The organism is Petrotoga sp. 9PWA.NaAc.5.4, from assembly GCF_002895485.1.
Taxonomy (GTDB): domain Bacteria; phylum Thermotogota; class Thermotogae; order Petrotogales; family Petrotogaceae; genus AZRK01.
In genome coordinates, this window is record NZ_AZRK01000006.1 from 17,754 (window position 1) to 36,555 (window position 18,802).

Below are 18,802 nucleotides of genomic sequence, written 5' to 3' on the forward strand. Positions count from 1 at the left end.
ATTATCTTTCCCCCTTTCTAAATAATTTTATCAAATCTTTAACGTTTTCGGCAAATAATATTTTATCATTTTTAAAAATCTTGTTATTGGGAATAATAATAACCTCTACCCCCAATTTTAAAGCTATATCCACGCGCTTTTCCAAAAGGGATATACCTCTTACATTACCATCAAGCCCTATCTCTCCTAAAGCCACAGAAGTAAAATTAGGAGGTTCATCAAAGACTGACGAAATTAAAGACAGCGCTACTGCAAGATCAATTGAACTATCAGATATTTTTAAACCACCTGACGTATTAACAAAAATATCTTTACTATCCACAGGTAATTTTAACTTTTTAGAAAGAACCGCTATAACCATTAAAAGTCTATCCATAGGAATTCCTGAGGTAACTCTTCGAGGAGAACCATATACAGGATTACTAACTAAAGCTTGAATTTCAATAGGTAAAAATCTATGTCCTACCTTCGCAATTGTTAGAGAATTACCAGGTTCATTCGAATATTCGGAAAGAAAATATGAAGTTAAATTTTCTATGGGTTTTAAACCCTTTTCAGTAATTTCTAATAACACCAATTCATCAGTTGGACCAAATCTATTTTTTGTTACCTTTAGAAGCCTTAATCCAGAACTTTTCTCCAAATCCAACTGTAAAACACAATCAACCATGTGTTCTAATACTTTTGGACCAGCTATAGCCCCTTCTTTATTTACATGACTTATCATTATAACAGTAACGTTTTTTTTCTTGGCAAAATCTACAATCATCCTCGCCGATTCGCGCACTTGCATAATACTACCAGGCACTGAATCTATACTTTCACTTTTTAAAGTTTGTATAGAATCTATCAATACAATAGTTGGATCTTTATTTATATTATTAATGGATTTTAAAATCTTTTCAACATTACTCTCAAATATTAAACCAATATTTTTATCTTTTATTCCCAGTCTCCTAAATCGTTGTAATACTTGTTCAGTAGATTCTTCACCAGAAACGTACAATACGAACCCTTCAGATGTCTCAAAAGAGTTTGCTAATTGACTTAAAAGAGTACTTTTTCCTATTCCAGGTTCTCCACTTAAAAGATAAACACCACCTTTAACTATTCCGCCATTTAATGCTTCATTTATATCTTTCATTTTCAAAGAAATCTTTTCAGGTAAATCAATACTTTGATCTATATAAATTATTTGCTTATTTTCATCATTTGAACTATCAAAAGCAATATCCGCGGTATATTCTACCGCGGATTCTAATTCATTACAAACTGGACACTTCGCAAACCATTTGTCAGACTCATAACCACAATTATTACAAATATAATATTTCTCCGGTTTTCTCAAGTGTTAACCACTTTCTTTTCAACCTTTTTTTGACGATTTGGAGCTTTTCTAAAAGATAATTTGTTATCGTTCTTTTTGTATGTAATAATTATTTTGTCTCCTTCTTCATATTTACCTCTTAGAATTTCTTCCGATAAAGGATCTTCAATATATCGTTGTATAGTTCTCTTTAAAGGCCTTGCCCCAAAAACTGGATCATATCCTTTTTCTAATAAGAATGTCATCGCACTTTCTTTTACAGACAGTCCAAGATTTTTTTCTTCCAGTCTGCTCTTGAGATCAGAAAGTTGTATATTAATAATGTCTTTCAATTGTTCTTTTGTTAATGGATGAAATACAATTACATCATCTAATCTGTTTATAAACTCAGGTTTGAAAGTTTTCTTAACTGCAGACATTACTTGTTCTTTAATATCTTTGTATTCGTTTTCTAAATTGTTTTCTTCAACAAAACCTAAGCTTCTCTTAGATTTATTAATTTGTTCAGAACCTAGATTAGAGGTCATTATTATAATAGCATTTCTAAAATCAACGGTTCGTCCTTGGGAATCCGTGAGTCTTCCTTCGTCCATTATTTGTAAAAGTATATTATAAACATCAGGGTGAGCTTTTTCAATTTCATCTAATAAGATCACAGAGTATGGTCTTCTTCTTACAATCTCTGTCAATTGACCTCCTTCATCGTATCCAACATATCCAGGAGGTGCACCAACAAGTCTTGAGACACTAAACTTTTCCATATACTCACTCATATCTATTCTCACCAAATGCGTATCATCACCAAACAAATAACTGGCCAACGTCTTTGCTAACTCAGTTTTTCCTACTCCCGTAGGCCCTAAAAACAAGAATACACCATTTGGACGTCGTGGATCTTTTAAGCCACTTCTTGCTCTTCTTATTGCTTTAGCAATCGATTTTATAGCTTCATCTTGTCCCACTACCCTTTTGTGTAACACTATTTCCAAATTCAAAAGTCTCTGCATTTCTTCAACCTGTAATTGTTGCAAAGGTACTCCTGTCCAATTCGAGATAATTTCAGAAATATTTTCCTCTGAAATAGGAATAATTTTATTTTCTGCTTCATTTCTCCACTTAACATATGTTTCCTTGTACTTTTCTTTCATTTCTTCTCTCTTTTTTTCAAGTTTTTCAGGATCTTTATTACTAATTTCTAAATTTTCAATCTTTTCAGCTTCTATTCTTAAGTCTTCAGGAAGTGTAAGAGCTTTTAATCTTGCTTTAGCTCCAGCTTCATCTATAACATCTATAGCTTTATCCGGCAACTGACGATCTGTTATATATCTTGCTGAAAGATGTACTGCCGCTTCGATAGCACTGTTAGTATATTTTACTTTATGATGTTCCTCATATTTAAATTTTATGCCTTGAAGAATATTAATTGTCTCTTCTATGCTTGGTTCGGATACATAAATTTTTTGAAACCTTCTTTCCAACGCAGGATCTTTTTCAATAAATTTTCTATACTCGCTTGAAGTAGTCGAACCTATAATAGTAATTTTCCCATTGGCTAATGCAGGTTTCAAGACATTCGCAGCATCCATTGACGATCCTTCAGCTGCTCCAGCTTCTACTATCATGTGTAACTCATCTATAAAAAGTATAATATCTTCTGTTTTCTCCAATATTTGCATCAACTTCTTCATTCTTTTTTCAAATTCGCCTCTATATTTAGTTCCTGCAACTAAAGCCGTAATATCTAAGGAAAATATAGTTTTACTTTTTAAAATTTCTGGGACAGAACCATTGGCTATTCTCTGTGCTAAACCTTCAACAACCGCACTTTTTCCTACCCCTGCTTCACCAATTAAAACAGGATTATTTTTCTTCCTTCTTACCAAAATTTCCATAACCCTATTTATTTCTACTTCTCTTCCTATAACAGGATCTAATTTATTATTTTCTGCCAATGCCGTAAGATCTATCCCAAATTCCTCTAATTGTTTAAGTGCGTTTTGCTTTTGTCGTTTACGTTCTTCCAATTCCTCTGTTTTTAATATTTCTCCTTTTCCCAAAGGCTCGCCTTTCATCATAATTTCAGCTAATTCTTTTCTCATTAAGGAAAGATTGATTCCATACCTTTTTAATATGTGAGAAGCTATTCCTTCTGCTTCTCTACATATTCCTAACAACAAATGCTCCGCATCAATCTTGCTAAAGCCCATTAATTCAGCTTCATCATACGCTAACTCTAATATCCTTTTAGCCCTGGGAGTTGGCTGAGGAGAACCTATAATTCCTTGTGTAGAATTTGTTCCCACAACATTAGTAATTTCCATTTTTATGGAATTATAGTGAAGATTAAATTCTTCAAATATTTTATCTAAATACTTTCCTCCTACTCTCAATAATCCCAAAAGAATGTGCTCGGTTCCTACATATGGATGTCCCATTTCCTTCGCTTCGTTCTGAGCTTCTATAAAAACTTTGGCCGCTCTTTCTGTAAAATTATCAAACATGGATATGCTCCTCCTTCTTGATACACTATACTTTAAAATTGCACAAATCACTAATTTCAAATTTATATTAAACAAACGATTCATATTCGCAGTATTTTCACTTTTTCATTATAATTGTATCACGAATATTGTTAAAAACAAAATATTTAAAAATAAATTCTTTGCTAATTTTAATAAAAAAGCCTTTTTTGATTTTTCTTAAAAAATGAAAAGGCCCTCACGAATAATGTAGTAATTAAGCAGTTTTTTATTCAATATTTTAATCACAATGATACCAATTTTTTTACTCATTGTTCATGCCTTGTTTTTTTATCTACCGTTTTTGGAAGAGAACCATTTAAATAAAGTTTTTAATATATTGTTAACTTAAATGAAATTGACAAGAATACACTCCTTTGATATAATCAACTTCGGTTAAGAAAAGAATTTTTGCCGATGTAGCTCAATTGGCAGAGCGGCTGACTTGTAATCAGCAGGTTGGGGGTTCAAGTCCCTTCATCGGCTCCAAATTATTGGTGAGGTGCCCGAGAGGCCAAAGGGGGCGGACTGTAAATCCGCTGGCAGACTGCCTTCGAAGGTTCGAATCCTTCCCTCACCACCATTTATTTATTTTTATTTCTATATTCTTTAAAGAGGTGAGTGAAATGGCATCAAAAACTCAAATAATAATTTTTTCTTTAAAATGTACAGAATGCAACAATAGAAACTATTATAAAAGAAAGAATAGAAATTTTAAAGAAAAAATAGAACTAAAGAAATATTGCCCTCATTGCAAAAAACACACTCTTCATGTAGAAGCAAAGATTTAGTTATTTGCTATTTTATGTTTCGTGCAGTAATTCAGATATTATTTTATAATAAACGGGAGTGTTAAATATGTCTAAATTTTGGATTTTTTTAACTTCTGTTTGGCAAGAAGCAAAAAAAATTAATTGGCCAACTCGTAAGGAGTTGCTTAATTCTACAATTATTGTTTTGATAATAATAGCTTTTGTTGCTGTTTACTTATTTGCTGTAGATTTCGGTTTGTTACAATTTTTTACTCTATTGGTTTATCCTGTTTTTTTGAGAAATCAAGGTTCAGGAATTCCATAAAGTCTATGGTTGTTTATTTTTTGATCTTCAAATTAAATTATAAATGTGGTGAAACTTAAAATATGCGTAAAGAATGGTATGTACTTCAAGTTTATTCAGGAATGGAGAATAAAGTAAAAGAAACATTAGAAGAAAGAATTAAATCGTTAGGATATGAAAGGTATTTTGGAAAAATTATTATACCTGAAGTAGAAGAATTGAATTATTCAAATAAAAAGACTGATAGGGTTTTTGTTTCTAAAAATGCAGAATTATATGTAAAAAAAGGCAGAGACGTAAAAAAAGGCGATCTTTTGGCAAAAGATACCGAAATACGTGTAAAATCAAGTGGAGTTATTTTAGAACTAAAAAATTATAGAAGGATTACCGTTGAAACCGAAGGAAAAAAATATTATAAAGCTTTTTTAATTCCCGAGAGTGCAGGTATAATTTCAGGGTTAAGAATAGGAAAAAAGTTGAGAGCAGGTACCCCCTTAAGTAAAAACATGGAATACGAAAGTGATGTAGATGGAGAGATTGTATCAAGCGAAAAAGTTAAAAGAATAGTTCTAAAAACAGATAATGGAGAAGAAGAAGTTTATATAGTTCCTAAAGAATGTTTTAAGAATGAGTTATATAAAACGGGAACTTATGTAGAACAAGGAACTGTAATAGGGAGCTCTCGTCAATATCAAGCCAAGTTTTCTGGAAGAATAGATATTAGAGAAACTGCTTTCTATAGAGAAGTTAAAATAGTAAAAACTAAAAGGCGGAATCTTTTTCCTGGATATGTGTTTATAGAAATGATGTATCTAAAAGAAACAGAAAATTTAGTAAAAAATATAGCTTATATTTCTTCTTTTTTGAGTATTGGAGGTAAACCTGTAAAATTAAAAAGACAAGAAATCAGAGCTATTTTGAGATTAATTGGAGAAGAAGAATATGAAAAGAAACAAATTAAAGAGATTAGAACAGATTTCGAAATAGGTGAACATATAAAAATAATAAGCGGACCTTTTGAGTATTTTACAGGGAAAATAAAAACTATCGACTTAGAAAAACAGGAAGTTAGTGTAGTTGTTACTATGTTCGGAAGAGAAACTGCTGTAACATTATCTCTAAGTGAAATAGAAAAAATAATAGATTAAAATATAAAGTAAGTGGGAGGGATTTTAATCAATCCCGATATACCACAAGGAGGTTATAAAGTATGGCAAAAAAACTTATAAGAGTGGTGAAGCTTCAACTTGAAGCTGGAAAAGCAACTCCTGCACCACCAGTAGGTCCTGCATTAGGACAATATGGTGTGAACTTAATGGAGTTTTGTAAAAAATTTAACGCTGCAACTGCGGATCAAGCTGGTACTCTTTTGCCAGTAGAGATTTCTATTTTTGAAGATAGATCTTTTACATTTATTGTTAAAACTCCTCCCGCTTCTTTCTTGCTTAAAAAAGCCGCTAATGTTAAGTCTGGCGCAAAACAACCGGGTAAAGAGATGGTTGGAAAAATAACGAAAAGTCAATTAAAAGAAATAGCTGAGCTCAAGATGAAAGATTTAAACGCTAAAGATATAGAAGCCGCTATGAAAATAATTGCCGGAACTGCAAGAAATATGGGAATCGAAATCGTAGAAGGTTAAAAAGGGAGGAGAAAATAATGCCAAAAAGAGGGAAAAAATACCAAGAAATCGTAAAATTAGTTGATAAAACTAAAAGTTATAGTATAGATGAAGCTTTGGAACTTGTAAAAAAGGTTTCTTATAGTAAATTTGATGGTACAGTTGAAATGCATGTAGTTTTGGGAATAGATCCAAAAAAAAGTGATCAAAACGTTAGAGGCACAATTTCTCTGCCAAAAGGAACCGGTAAAAAAGTAAGAGTGTTAGTCTTTGCAGAGGGAGAAAATGCTGAACAGGCAAGACAAGCTGGTGCTGATTATGTTGGTTCTGATGATTTTATAAATAAAATAAGTTCTGAAGGATGGACTGATTTCGATGTAGCCATTTCTACACCCGATATGATGCGAAAAATAGCAAAACTGGGAAAAGTTTTAGGACCAAGGGGTTTAATGCCTTCTCCAAAAGCCGGGACAGTTACAGAGAATGTTGCCCAAGCTGTTAAAGACTTCAAATCAGGAAAAGTTGAAATTAGAAACGATAGGACGGGAAATGTTCATATACCAATTGGTAAAGTCTCTTTTGCAAAAGAGGATTTAAAGGAGAACTTATTATCTGCGTTGGAACAGTTATCAAAAATGAAGCCCGAATCTGCGAAAGGCAAATTCATTAATAAAGTTGTTATTGCACCAACTATGGGCGTAGGAATTAATATAGATCTCAGTACAGAACAATTAAAAGTTGCCTGATTTTTATAAAATTTTCATTTTAACGTGCCAAAGAAAGTTGGTCAAATTGAAAGTTAAAGAGCTTTAATGCTCGCCTACTGAGGCATGTGGAATAGAAATAGATAAAAAGTTATCTATTTCTTTAATCCGCGGCCGTGAGCCGCTTTTTTTATAAGGAGGTGCTCTTTTGCTAACTAAAGAAAAAAAGAAAAGTTTGATAGATGAATTCATCCAGGCTCTTCAAAATTCACCTATCATTTTATTTGTTGATTTTACAGGAATGTCTGTGGATCAGACAAACGCTTTTAGAATAGAATTATTTAAAAATTTTGGAAAGGATGTCACTTTTAAAGTTTATAGAACATCACTTTTAAAAACCGCTTCAAAATTAGCGTCAATGGAAAAAGATTACCAAAAATTCTTTGAAGGTAGCACAGGAGTAATTTATGCGAAAGACCGTGACCCCATAGAGGTATTAAAAGTAGTTCAAAAATTTTCTGATTCAAATAACCAACTTCCTCAGATAAAAGGTGGTATTTTAGAAGGAGCAATAATTGATGCTGAGAAAGTAAAAGAATATTCCAAACTACCTTCAAAACAGGAACTTTATGCTATGTTAGCAAGGTCATTAAACAGTCCTATATCTGGCTTAGTAAATGTTTTATCCGGTACTTTGAGAAGCTTTTTATATGTTTTAAATGCAATTAAAGAAAACAAATAAAATATTTTATGGAGGTGTTTTTAAATGACAAGGGAAGAACTTATCAATGAAATAAAAAATATGACTGTGGGAGAACTAGCTGAATTGGTAAAGGCTTTAGAAGAAGAGTTTGGAGTTTCTGCAGCGGCTCCTGTAGTAGCAGCTGCTGTTCCCGGAGCAACTTCTGCAGGACAAGCTCAAGAAGAAGAAAAAACTCAATTTGATGTAATACTTAAAGGTTTTGGAGATAAGAAAATCGGCGTTATTAAAGTTGTTAGAGAACTTACAGGTTTAGGTTTGAAAGAAGCTAAAGATTTAGTTGAAAAAGCTGGAACTCCTGATGCTAAAATAAAAGAAGGAGTTACAAAAGCAGAAGCAGAAGATGTCAAGAAAAAATTAGAAGAAGCTGGAGCAGAAGTTGAAATCAAGTAATTGAATTAAAAGTTTAACATTAATTTTAAAAAAAAAAGTTATAATTGAAGTTGCATTGGGCTTATCCCGATGCACTTTTTTCGTTTTTTCTTTATTAAATGATAGAAAACGAGGTGGTTCCATTTGAATACTATTTTAAGAAAAGTAGGTAAAAGAGAAAGAAAGTTTTTCGGGAAAGTACCGGAGAATATGTCTATTTATGAAGATTTGGTAAAAATACAAAAGGATTCTTTTAATAACTTTCTAAATAAAAGTTTGATGGAAAGTATTAAAAGATATATGCCAATAAGAGTTCCTATTAAAACCGCTGCTAAAAAGAACAAAGAAATTTTAATTGACTTTGTTGATGTCACATATGAAAATCCTTCGATTAGTGAAAGTGAATGCCTTGATAAGGGTTTGACATATTCTGCAAAAGCCTTTTTAAAAGTTAGAATTACAGATACCTCCACTGGTGAAATGATCGAAAAAGACGATGTTTTTTTATGTAACATCCCTTATTTAACAGATAGAGGAATTTTTATAATTAATGGTGCTGAAAGAGTAGTGGTTAATCAGTTGGTCAGATCTCCTGGCATATATTTTATAAAAGAAGAAGAAACCGACTCAACTAAAGAAATGTTGATTGCTCATTTTTTACCAGTTAAAGGAGCTTGGTTAGAAATACTTATTAACCCTAATCCTGGTAAAGAAATTCTCCAAGTAAGAATAGATAGGAAAAGAAAGTTTAATTTATTCCTATTTTATAGAGCTCTTGGATACGAAAATGATTTAGACATTTTAAGTCTTTTCCCTGAAAATGTAGATTTAGAAGATGAATTTGAAGTTTCAAAATATAAAGACTGTACAGTGTTATCTGATTTATTCTTTGAAGAATTAGAAAAACTTGAACCTCCTAGGAAAACCACCAAAGGCATGATACTTTCTGATGTTATAGAGTTGTTTAAAAATAATGGAATTAAAAATATAAAAGTTGCTAACAGAGTTGCTCAAATTACATTAGACAGAATGAAGAAAAGATATGAAAAAGAAGGTAATTTAACTTCTTTGGAGGCTTATAAAGAAATATATTCTAAGCTAAAACCTACTGAAATTCCGAGAGCTCAAAAAGCAAAAGAAGAAATAGAAGATATGTACTTTAATCCATCAAAATTTGATTTTTCCGAGATTGGAAGGCAAAAAGCACAAACTAAATTGACACAAGCTTATATAGATTATTTAAAAGAAGTTGAAGGCAAAGAAATTCCTCAAGAGACAGCAGAAAAAATTAAATATCCTATAAGTTCTTTAGCAATAGATAAACTCGATATAGTTCTCGCAACCAGATATCTGTTAAAATTAGAAGAGTACCCTGAAGGATTAGATACGAGAGATCACTTAGGTAACAAAAGAGTTAGATCCGTGGGTGAACTCATGCAAATAGAATTTGAGAGAGCTTTCTCTAAAATGATTCAACACATTCCAGAGAAAGTTGCTATGTCACCGGCTCTAAATAAAATTAATCCCCAATCTTTAATAAATTCAAGAGCAATTATGATTGCTTTTCATCAGTTTTTTGCTTCCAGTCAATTATCTCAGTTCTTAGACCAAGTAAATCCTTTAGCTGAATTAACACATAAAAGAAGGCTTTCCGCCATAGGACCTGGAGGATTAAAGAGGGAACATGCAAAATTTGAAGTAAGAGACGTTCATCATTCGCATTACGGTCGAATGTGTCCGATAGAAACTCCGGAAGGAGCTAATATTGGTCTTATTACTTCTTTAGCCATTTTAGCAAAAGTTGATGAATATGGCTTTTTAAAAACACCGTACTATAAAGTAAAAAATGCAAAAATAGATTATAAAAACATAATCTACTTAACTGCCGATGAAGAAGAACTCCATAAAATTGCGCCGGCATCGATAAAAATCACTGAAGATGGAGTTTTAGAAGACGAATATGTTGAAGCAAGATATCTTGGAAAAGTCACACTGTTCCATAAAGATGAGATTGAATATATTTCAGTCACTCCAAAACAAATAGCTTCTGTTTCTGCAGCTCTTATACCCTTTTTGGAACATGATGATGCCAATAGAGCTTTGATGGGATCTAACATGCAAAGACAAGCTGTCCCACTTTTAAAGCCAGACGCCCCTTTTGTTGGAACGGGTGTAGAATGGCTTGCTGCTAGGGATTCGGGATATTTGATAATGGCTAAGCACAGAGGTATTGTAGAATATGTAGATGGAAGGAAGATTATTGTTAAACGGTTGAATAAAAATAATGAGCCCGAATTGGATTCAGATGGTAATGAAATTAAAGATCAATATCACTTGATGAAATATGTAAGGTCTAATCAAGACATGTGTATAAATCAAGTGCCTATTGTGGATATGGAAGATATAGTTGAAGAAGGAGAACCTTTAGCCGATGGTCCATCTATGGATATGGGTGAACTTGCTTTAGGAAAAAATATTGCGGTTGGATTTTTATCGTGGGAAGGTTATAATTTTGAAGATGCTATAGTAGTTAGTCAGGAATTATTAGAAAATGATACTTTTACATCTATTCATATAGAAGTCTATGAAACTAAAGCTATGGATACTCAATTAGGCCCAGAAGAAATAACCGCAGATATACCCAACGTTAAAAAAGAACTTTTGAGAAATTTAGATGAAAACGGAATAGTTAAAGTTGGATCTTATGTATCTTCTGGCGATATATTAGTTGGAAAGGTTACTCCAAGGGGAGAATCAGATACTACTCCTGAAGAAAAACTTATTAAATCTGTTTTTGGAGATAAGGGCCGAGACGTAAAAGATACCTCCTTGACTTTACCTCATGGAGTAGAAGGAAGAGTAATAGATGTTCAAATTTTTGATAGGAAAGACATTCCTTCATTGGAAATAGGCGTTAATAAATATGTTAAAGTTTTTATTGCTACGAAAAAAACTCTTGAATCGGGAGATAAACTGGCAGGTAGGCATGGTAATAAAGGAGTAATCTCTACAATTTTGAACAAGGAAGATATGCCTTTCTTGCCTGATGGAACACCTTTACAAATGTTATTGTCTCCATTAGGGGTACCTTCTCGTATGAATATAGGACAAATTTTAGAACTTCATTTAGGATGGCTTTCGATGTTAACTGGAGATTATTATGCATCCCCTATATTTGATGGGGCGTCAGAAGAAGAAATCATGACTGAACTTTCAAAAATTAGAAAAGAAAAGGGATTATACTTAGGAGATGATGAAAAAAATCCCACAGGTAAGATTATATTAAGAGATGGAAGAACAGGTGAGCCTTTTGACTTTCCAGTAGCTGTAGGTTCAATGTATATGCTCAAACTTTCTCATATTGCAAAAGATAAGATTCATGCTCGATCGACAGGTCCATATTCTCTAATTCACCAACAACCCTTAGGAGGAAAAGCTCATTTCGGTGGACAAAGATTTGGTGAAATGGAAGTCTGGGCACTTGAAGCACACGGAGCAGCACATACATTGAATGAAATGCTAACTTATAAATCTGATGATATAAAAGGTAGAAATGAAGTTTATAAATCTGTATTGAAAGGAGAAAATTTACCAGAACCTGGAATACCAGAAAGCTTTAAAGTTTTGATGAAAGAACTACAAGGTTTATTGTTGGATATTAAATTATACGATGAAGAAGGTAATGAATTAGACATTGATAAACTCTAAATTTTTTATATATAAGCGCATCAGAGTAATTGAGAAATTGTATTTAATATAATGTAATGTTCAACAAAAGGAAATAAAAAACCCTCAAGGAGGGAAAAGAATGGCAAAAGTATCGTCTTTTCAAAGAAAGATTGCAAAAATTAAAATAGGTATCGCTTCACCAGAAAATATATTAAAAGTATCGAACGGTGAAGTATTAAAACCTGAAACTTTGAATCATAGGACGGGAAAACCTGAAAAAGACGGCCTTTTTTGTGAAAAGATTTTTGGACCAATAAAAGATTATGAATGTGCTTGTGGAAAATATAAAGGCAAGAAATATGAGGGTACAGTCTGTGAAAGATGTGGAGTAAAAGTAGAATCTAAGGAAGTAAGAAGAAGAAAAATAGGTCATATTGAACTTGCTTCACCTGTATCCCATATTTGGTATTTAAAATCTTCTCCTTCTGTAATTTCTATATTATTGAATATTAGTGTAAAGGATTTAGAAAATATTATTTATTATGGATCCAAGAGAGTAATTGAAAGAGCTTATCTGGTTACAGAAGGATCTGAGAACGAAGCTTTAGGTTATTATCCAAGCGAAGTTTTATATCAGAGAGAATTCGAAATATATAGTGAATATTTAGACTTAAAAGTAGAACCAGCTGTAAAAGTATCTGGAGTCAGAGGCATGCCTATAGCTGATATCAGCGGTAAAGTTGAAATAAAAGTAGAAATGTCAGAAACGGAAAGAGAAATAACATGGATAATAGTAAGAGATGAAACTGGAGTTGAAAGAAAGTACCCTGTTTTTGAAGGTGCCTCTATAATGGTTGAAGAAGATCAAGAAATAGAAAAAGGGACGCCACTGGCTGATAGGTTTTTATTCGAAGAAGATTATTTAACTCAAAAAGAATATTCTTTATTTTTAGAGTATTATCCTGGATTAATAGATGTAGAAAGAGATATAGAAAGAGATACCCCCATTGTTGTGATAACTGATATTGATAAAAGATTTGCAAAAAGAATAGGAAAAAAGATCGGCGATATATTGCTCGAAGATGAAGCCAAAGCTTATGAAGAAGTGATGGAAATTTTAAATTCAAGGATAAAAGAAGAGCGAGAAAATATAGTCGATAAAATTTTAGCCGAAGAAATAGTTATAGGAGAAAAGAAATTTAACAAAGGCCTTAAAATAACTCAAGAGATATTAAACGAATTAGAGGAAATTGGCATAAAAGATGTTTTAGCCAAGGATGAAAACGGCGATGAAAAAGTATATCAAATTAATAAATATGAAAAATTTGAAGCAGGTTATGGTGCGGAAGCTGTTCAAAAGCTTCTAAAAAAAGTAGATCTTGAATTATTAAAAGCAAGATTAGAATCTGAGCTGGAAAAATTAGATAAAAAGAGTCAAAAAGCTTTGAAAATTTTAAGAAGATTAAAATTGGTAAGAGATTTTATAAATTCAGGAAATAAGCCAGAATGGGTTGTTACAAATATTATTCCTGTAATACCACCAGATTTAAGACCTTTAATTCAAATAGAAGGTGGAAGGTTTGCTGCTACTGATTTAAACGATTTATATAGAAAAGTTATAAATAGAAATAATAGATTGAAGAAACTTTTGGCTATGGAAGCACCCGAAATTATAATAAGAAACGAAAAAAGAATCCTTCAACAAGCAGTAGATTCTTTGATTTATAATGGTAGAGTCGGTAAACCCATGACGGATAGAAATAGAAGACCTTTAAGATCTCTTACAGATTTATTAAAGGGTAAAAAAGGAAGATTTAGAAGGAACCTATTAGGTAAAAGAGTTGATTATTCCGGAAGAGCAGTTATAGCAGTCGGACCGGATCTTAAGATTCATGAATGTGGTCTTCCTAAAAAGATGGCCTTAGAACTTTTTAAACCTTTCGTTTTAGCAGAATTATTGAAAGATTCAAATGTTGCAAGTAAAAGTGCAAGAAAATTCAAAAAAACTATTATAGAAAAAGAAATGCCTGAAGCATGGGAGGTACTGGAAGAGGTTATAAAAGGACATCCAGTTTTATTAAACAGAGCTCCCACTCTTCATAGAATTTCTATCCAAGCTTTTATACCTAAATTAATAGAAGGAAACGCTATAAGATTACATCCTTTAGTATGTCCCCCATTTAACGCTGATTTTGACGGAGATCAAATGGCTATCCATATACCTTTGTCGAGTGTCGCTCAGGCAGAATCTAAATTCTTAATGCTTTCAAGATACAATATAATTTCACCTGCAAATGGAAAACCTGTTTCAATGCCAGGAAAAGATATAATTGCAGGGGCTTATTATTTAACTATGCATGAAGAAGACAAATTTCAAAATACAAAAATACCACAAACATATGAAAACATGGGGAAAAAAGGTTATGTAAAACATATTTTTGCGGATGATTTTGAAGCAATATATGCATATGAATATTTAAAAATTATAGATGCAGATATATATATTCAAGATAATATTTTAACAATGAAAAATTCGAATATATCCCTACACGAACCTATTGGATACAAAGATAAAAATGGTAATATAATTAAAACAACTATAGGAAAAATAATTTTTAACCAAGCAGTTCCTGAAAATTTCAGAGATTATTCAAAAATGATGGATAAAAAAGGTCTAAAAGATTTAATATTCAAAACCTTCCAAGAATATGGAATAGATAAGACTGCTGATCTATTAGATAGCATAAAAGATTTTGGATTTCATTACTCAACTATTTCTGGACTTACAATATCTATTAGAGACGTCTTAATATCCCCAAAAAGAGAAGAAATAATCGAAGAGGCAAAAAAAGAAGTTCTGGAAATAGAGTCGCTGTTTGAAGAAGGATACTTAACAGAAAATGAAAGATACAAAGAAATTATTAGAATTTGGGAATCTGCTACTGCAAAAGTAACGGAAGAAACAGCTAAAACTTACAGAAACTATACTTTCAATCCTATATGGATGATGATAGAATCAGGAGCAAGAGGAAACATTGATCAATTAAAGCAATTAGCTGGTATGAGAGGATTAATGGCCGATCCTTCAGGAAAAATCATAGAAGTTCCTATTACCTCTAACTTTAAGAATGGTTTATCAGAATTAGAATTTTTCACTTCTACGCATGGTTCAAGAAAAGGTTCCGCTGACACGGCTTTAAGAACATCTACAGCAGGGTATCTAACAAGAAGGCTTGTGGATGTCGCACAAGGAATTACTATCACTGAAGAAGATTGTGGTACTGATAAAGGCGTAGAAGCTAAAGAACTTTGGTCAGATGATTCAAAAGTAGAAAATCTCTCCGATTTCCTATTTGGAAGAGTATTGGCGCGAGATGTACTTGACCCTGAAACAGAAGATATTATATACAACAAAGACTTTGATAAAAAATATGAAAAAGACTTGTTGTTAAAAGAAGAAGATGCAGAGTTTCTTGCAAATTATAGAAAAGAAATTCCACTTTATATAGAAAAGGAAGAAAAAGTTGAGAAAATATCTACAAAACTTTATTCTGAGTCATTAGAAGATATAGAAATAGATAATAAAACAATTGTTAAAAAAGGTGAAGAAATTACGCAAGAAATATTAGAAGAATTAATGTTGCACAATATTGCAAAATTGAAGATAAAAGAATATAAAGCCATAGATTTTGTATATGTGGGAGAAGATTTGGTAGTTCAAGAAAATAACAAACCTATAACTCTTTTGAAATATCAAGAAAGAATTGACATAAAGACTTCTAAATTACTTGAAAAATATGATATTAAAAAAGTAGTAGTTAGACCTTTGATATATATAAGGTCTCCTCTGACCTGCGAAGCAAAAGAAGGTATTTGTGCAAAATGTTACGGCATGGACCTTTCAAACTATCAAATAGTAAATACAGGCGAAGCAGTTGGAGTAATTGCCGCTCAATCAATCGGAGAACCTGGAACACAACTTACAATGAGAACATTCCATACTGGAGGAATAGCGACTGCTTCTGACATAACACAAGGTTTGCCAAGAGCTGAGGAACTCTTTGAAGCCAGGAAGAAAACAAAAGGACCAGAAGGGATATTTGCAAAAACAAAAGGTATTGTTAGAGAGATAGAAAGAGAAGAAGAAAATAAAAGAGGAAGAAGATTAAGAATAATAATCGAAAACATGGATGGTGATTTAGAAACTTACGATGCAGATTATAGGACAAAAACTGTGATAGAAATTGGTGATAAAGTATTACCAGGTCAAAGACTAACAACTGGCAATATTAAGCCAAGAAAAATTTTAAAAGACTTAGGCATAGACGCCTTAGCTAATTATCTATTAAGCGAAATAAAGAAAATATACGCTGAACAAGGTGTTGATATACATGACAAACACTTTGAAATAATAATTAGACAAATGATAAACAAAGTAGAAGTTTTAGATGGTGGAGATACTTCTTACATGCCAGGTGATTTAATAAATTACAATAAAGTTCAAAAGATTAACGCTGAGATCTTGGAAGAAAACTCCCATATATCTGAAAATAGAGAAAAAATAATAGGAAAAAAACTTGCTAAAAAAGTCATTATTCCTTCTCAAAACGAAGAAGAAGAAATTACAATTTATTCAGAAGGAGAAACATTAACTAAAGAAATTTTAAATGAAATAATAGAAGCAAATATTAAAGAAATAGAAGTATACGAAGATTACAAAGAAATTAAATTGGAAGACAATTCTACTCAAATTGTTGGAACTACGAAGAAATACTTAATAAATCCAAAAAATACGATTACTTATGATCGAAGATTATTGAGAATAACTAAAGCTTCGTTAGAAAGGGAAGGCTGGTTATCAGCGGCTTCCTTCCAGCAAACAGTTCAAATTTTAACAGAAGCTTCTATTGAAGGAAGAATAGACCAACTTAAAGGCCTAAAAGAGAATGTCATCGTAGGTCAACCAATACCGGCAGGAACTGGTTTGAAATTATATTCTGAACTTAACTATGAGGTAATTCAGGAAGAGAAGATTCCTGTCAGTGAAAAAGAAAAATCTGTTGGATAAAATTGTTAAAAAAACAAAACAGTGCTGTTTATTAACAGCACTGTTTTTTATTATTTTAATATTTTCATTTATTACTTGAAAATGCATTTTGTATATACAGCCCTTGAGCTGACATCTGTTGAATTGCTCGTTCCATAGCAGTAAACTGAGCATAATACATTGCTTCTTTTCTTTGAAGTCGATCTAAAAGATTTGTCATATCTTTTGCAAGAAGTCTCATTTGGTTTCCTATCGTTCCGTTTGTTCCGGCTATTCTATCAATATATCCGTTGAATTTAGTGACTTCGTAAAGATAATTTTGAACGCGCTGAGAAACTCCGTATTCATTATTTACTTTATCATTTGTAGCAAATAATTTCCATACATCTTCAGGATTTTCTTCTAAAGTTTTTCTAAGCTTTTCTTCATCTAAGGTTAAAAGTCCCTTCATTGTATTTTGATAATTAGCTCCCGCATCTCCTGATGATATACCTATACTAAAAAGACTATTGTATTGAGAACCGGCATTATCTAAATTAACGGAAGAATAAAGAATATTTCTAAGGTTATAAAATATATTTTCTAAATTTCTATTTCCTTTAAGTGCTCCTTTCATGTAATCTTCTTCAGTCATATCCTCTTTAGATTTATTAGTAACTTTTTCTTCATGTAATAAATCATATATATAAGTAATAGTTTCGTTGTATTTGTCAACAAATTCTTTAATAGTTTCCACACTTTTATCTATATCTTGCTCAACAGAAACCTTTACATAAGTATTTGATGTGGATTTTAAATCTATATTTACTCCGAAAATGTTTAAAGTATTATCTTGTAAATTGTCGTAAGTTGCACTTTTATTAACCCCATTAAAAGATAACTCAACTTGACCATATTGCCCAACAGTTTTTGAAACACTTGAATCATCAATTTTAAGAGCTTCTATCAAAGTTTGACCATTTGAATCAGACTCGGCAGTTACATTAATATCAACACCCCCATTTCCTTTGTTTAAAATAAAAAATTTCCCATTATATTCATCAAATCGTGCTTCTACGTTCAAACCAGAATTATTGATTTTGTTTATAAAATCTTCAATGGTTTCTTCTCCTGAAACGGATAAATTTACTGATTGTGTACCCTTTGTAATGCTTACAGATGCTTCCTCAGTATCTCCAACAATCGAACTAATAGTTGAAGACTTTTTGATAGAAGGATCTATACCCTCACCTGCTAAAATTGTTGGAGAAGCTAAAGAAACAACTTTGAGATAAAATGTCGAATTTTCAGCATCTGCAGGAGCATTTGCTGTTAATACCTGTTCATTTGAAGACTCTGCCTTTTTGGGAATCAAATTGCTTTTTAACTTAAAGGATATCAAATAATCATAAAAATCTTCTAATTTATTGTCTATTTCCATCCAAAGCTTTTGCTGATATTTTAAAGTATCAAATTTTTCTTGTGCCCTATTAAGTGGTTGTTGTTCTATCTCTAATAATTTTTTTACCATTGCCTGAGTATCTACTCCTGAAGCTATTCCGCTTAATTGAAAAGACCCTAAATAAGGATTAATATTCACTTTTCCCACCTCTTTAACATTATATTATATTTAACCTTAGTTTTTTTTATTTTCATTATTTTATCGTATTTTTGTTCCAAAACTTTAATTTTTTTGTTTTTATTTTCTTTACATTCTTATTTTACTATTTTTTGTGATATTATCTAAATAG

Annotated in this window: 12 protein-coding genes and 2 tRNA genes; 11 read left to right on the top strand and 3 right to left on the bottom strand. The window is 31.7% G+C overall.

Going from position 1 to position 18,802, the window contains the following annotated elements:
- Window position 1: 1 nt before the first annotated feature.
- Both radA and X924_RS03265 read right to left on the bottom strand, forming a co-directional pair.
- Complete coding sequence (radA, locus tag X924_RS03260; protein ID WP_121957520.1) at window positions 2-1,348, bottom strand: DNA repair protein RadA; 1,347 nt, start codon at window positions 1,346-1,348, stop codon at window positions 2-4.
- Window positions 1,345-3,828, bottom strand: coding sequence for an ATP-dependent Clp protease ATP-binding subunit (locus X924_RS03265; protein ID WP_121957521.1), 2,484 nt, complete (start codon window positions 3,826-3,828; stop codon window positions 1,345-1,347). Before X924_RS03265 ends, radA begins: the two co-directional genes overlap by 4 nt.
- Window positions 3,829-4,259: 431 nt before the next feature.
- Here X924_RS03265 and X924_RS03270 point away from each other — a divergent pair.
- The 11 genes from X924_RS03270 to X924_RS03320 all read left to right on the top strand — a co-directional run bounded on the left by X924_RS03270 (window position 4,260) and on the right by X924_RS03320 (window position 17,093).
- Window positions 4,260-4,335: transfer RNA gene (locus tag X924_RS03270), tRNA-Thr, on the top strand.
- Window positions 4,336-4,342: 7 nt separating this feature from the next.
- Window positions 4,343-4,429 (top strand) — tRNA-Tyr (locus X924_RS03275).
- A gap of 43 nt (window positions 4,430-4,472) precedes the next feature.
- Window positions 4,473-4,637: a 50S ribosomal protein L33 gene (gene rpmG / locus X924_RS10465; RefSeq protein WP_121957522.1), complete on the top strand. Its 165-nt coding sequence runs from the start codon at window positions 4,473-4,475 to the stop codon at window positions 4,635-4,637.
- 67 nt (window positions 4,638-4,704) lie between these two features.
- Window positions 4,705-4,923, top strand: coding sequence for a preprotein translocase subunit SecE (gene secE / locus X924_RS03285; protein ID WP_121957523.1), 219 nt, complete (start codon window positions 4,705-4,707; stop codon window positions 4,921-4,923).
- Window positions 4,924-4,985: 62 nt separating this feature from the next.
- Window positions 4,986-6,050, top strand: coding sequence for a transcription termination/antitermination NusG family protein (locus tag X924_RS03290; RefSeq protein WP_121957524.1), 1,065 nt, complete (start codon window positions 4,986-4,988; stop codon window positions 6,048-6,050).
- A 62-nt stretch (window positions 6,051-6,112) separates the two neighbouring features.
- A complete protein-coding gene (rplK, locus tag X924_RS03295; RefSeq protein WP_121957525.1) occupies window positions 6,113-6,541 on the top strand; it encodes a 50S ribosomal protein L11 in 429 nt (142 codons plus the stop codon).
- A 17-nt stretch (window positions 6,542-6,558) separates the two neighbouring features.
- Window positions 6,559-7,266, top strand: a complete 708-nt coding sequence (gene rplA / locus X924_RS03300; protein ID WP_121957526.1) for a 50S ribosomal protein L1 — start codon at window positions 6,559-6,561, stop codon at window positions 7,264-7,266.
- Window positions 7,267-7,432: 166 nt separating this feature from the next.
- Complete coding sequence (gene rplJ / locus X924_RS03305; protein WP_121957527.1) at window positions 7,433-7,966, top strand: 50S ribosomal protein L10; 534 nt, start codon at window positions 7,433-7,435, stop codon at window positions 7,964-7,966.
- Between the two features lie 24 nt (window positions 7,967-7,990).
- Window positions 7,991-8,377, top strand: a complete 387-nt coding sequence (rplL, locus tag X924_RS03310) for a 50S ribosomal protein L7/L12 (protein ID WP_121957528.1) — start codon at window positions 7,991-7,993, stop codon at window positions 8,375-8,377.
- Window positions 8,378-8,500: 123 nt separating this feature from the next.
- Window positions 8,501-12,064, top strand: a complete 3,564-nt coding sequence (locus X924_RS03315; RefSeq protein WP_121957529.1) for a DNA-directed RNA polymerase subunit beta — start codon at window positions 8,501-8,503, stop codon at window positions 12,062-12,064.
- Between the two features lie 100 nt (window positions 12,065-12,164).
- Complete coding sequence (locus X924_RS03320) at window positions 12,165-17,093, top strand: DNA-directed RNA polymerase subunit beta' (RefSeq protein ID WP_121957530.1); 4,929 nt, start codon at window positions 12,165-12,167, stop codon at window positions 17,091-17,093.
- Between the two features lie 64 nt (window positions 17,094-17,157).
- Here X924_RS03320 and fliD read toward each other — a convergent pair whose 3' ends face one another.
- Window positions 17,158-18,651, bottom strand: a complete 1,494-nt coding sequence (gene fliD / locus X924_RS03325) for a flagellar filament capping protein FliD (protein WP_121957531.1) — start codon at window positions 18,649-18,651, stop codon at window positions 17,158-17,160.
- Window positions 18,652-18,802: the final 151 nt, after the last annotated feature.

Excerpts from the sequence above, each read along its gene's own strand:
- secE (WP_121957523.1), top strand. The coding sequence starts at position 4,705 with ATGTCTAAATTTTGGATTTTTTTAACTTCTGTTTGGCAAGAAGCAAAA.
- rplL (WP_121957528.1), top strand. The coding sequence starts at position 7,991 with ATGACAAGGGAAGAACTTATCAATGAAATAAAAAATATGACTGTGGGA.
- rplK (WP_121957525.1), top strand. The coding sequence starts at position 6,113 with ATGGCAAAAAAACTTATAAGAGTGGTGAAGCTTCAACTTGAAGCTGGA.
- rplA (WP_121957526.1), top strand. The coding sequence starts at position 6,559 with ATGCCAAAAAGAGGGAAAAAATACCAAGAAATCGTAAAATTAGTTGAT.
- X924_RS03320 (WP_121957530.1), top strand. The coding sequence starts at position 12,165 with ATGGCAAAAGTATCGTCTTTTCAAAGAAAGATTGCAAAAATTAAAATA.
- X924_RS03265 (WP_121957521.1), bottom strand. The coding sequence starts at position 3,828 with ATGTTTGATAATTTTACAGAAAGAGCGGCCAAAGTTTTTATAGAAGCT.
- X924_RS03290 (WP_121957524.1), top strand. The coding sequence starts at position 4,986 with ATGCGTAAAGAATGGTATGTACTTCAAGTTTATTCAGGAATGGAGAAT.
- rpmG (WP_121957522.1), top strand. The coding sequence starts at position 4,473 with ATGGCATCAAAAACTCAAATAATAATTTTTTCTTTAAAATGTACAGAA.